Annotated in this window: 1 protein-coding gene; it reads left to right on the forward strand. The window is 49.2% G+C overall.

Features of this window, described 5'->3' with window-relative positions:
• Positions 1-265 (forward strand): reverse transcriptase domain-containing protein (locus ACRCYC_RS10140; protein WP_438619033.1); only part of this gene is annotated, 265 nt, incomplete at its 5' end.
• Positions 266-1,163: the final 898 nt, after the last annotated feature.

Here is a 1,163-nt window from a genome sequence, read left to right on the forward strand (position 1 = left end):
GGCAGGCTTTCGACCAGGTAGAAGATGTATTGACCATATCTTTACTCTCCGTCAACTGTTGGAACAGCTTCACACTTTCCTACAGCCCACTATTGTTGTTTTTCTTGACCTGAAGGCAGCCTTTGACTCGGTGGATAGGTCTGCTCTTTGGTGTAGCCTATTAACTAAAGGTGTGCCAATAAAGTTTGTTTCATTACTTCAATCCCTTTATTCTTCAACCCGTGGGCAAGTAAAAGTCTACGGTGTCCGAACCCTTCCAACATAAGTTGGTGAAGCCAAATGGCTCATAGGGATCCCCACTTAATGGAGTCTGATAGCCAGTTGGCACAACTGTCGGGTATGGCAGTTGTTTCCGTGTTATAACCAAGCATATGAACGCGAGGGAGTGAATGTCGGATCAGACCGCCAAATCACCCCAACAAGCATAGTAATAGAGCCGACTACCAAAAACTGCCCGGAGGGTCACCACCAGCAACCCATCAGACAGTATCAGACATCGGTCCATTACGAGTACAGCAAAACCGAGCAAACTGTAGCCCGTCACGTAACAAGGCAGACACAGATATCACACCCTGGTTTCCCAAAAGTATGACCCCATGACCTACCCTTATAGCAATTCAGACCGACAGTAAAGCTGCCGCAGGAGACACCTCCCATGACACACCCACTGACGGCTAACATGCCGCTACTAAGGCTGCCACAAAAGACACTCTTCAATTTCTTGGAGAATGCTCCCATGACACACCCGCTCACGGCTACCAGCTCAGAACGGTTACACGCAGCTAGATCATTGTCTCCTAGGCCGACTCTTCCACCAAGGCTATTACGGCCTCGGCAAAGTATCATGCCAGCTTCGAAGACTAGATCCCTTATGCCTGGTCATAACACTGGCCACCAGACACCAAAGGGATAATGATCCAAGAATTTCGAATAGTGGTGGATCGGTCCGCTCTATTCTAGCCACCGATTCTTAGCTCAGGTCTCACGACCCGAGACAGGACATACCACGTGAAGGTGACCGGTGACACTCCTGCCGGTTACCCATACTCATTGGAATTTCTTCACATTGACATACCAGAGTACTGGGCAGGAAAGCACGTCCCAATACAGACGGTGTCCGAACCCTTCCAACATAAGTTGGTGAAGCCAAATGGCTCATAGGG

Source organism: Paraclostridium sp., assembly GCF_051657365.1.
In the GTDB taxonomy this organism is placed as follows: domain Bacteria; phylum Bacillota; class Clostridia; order Peptostreptococcales; family Peptostreptococcaceae; genus Paraclostridium.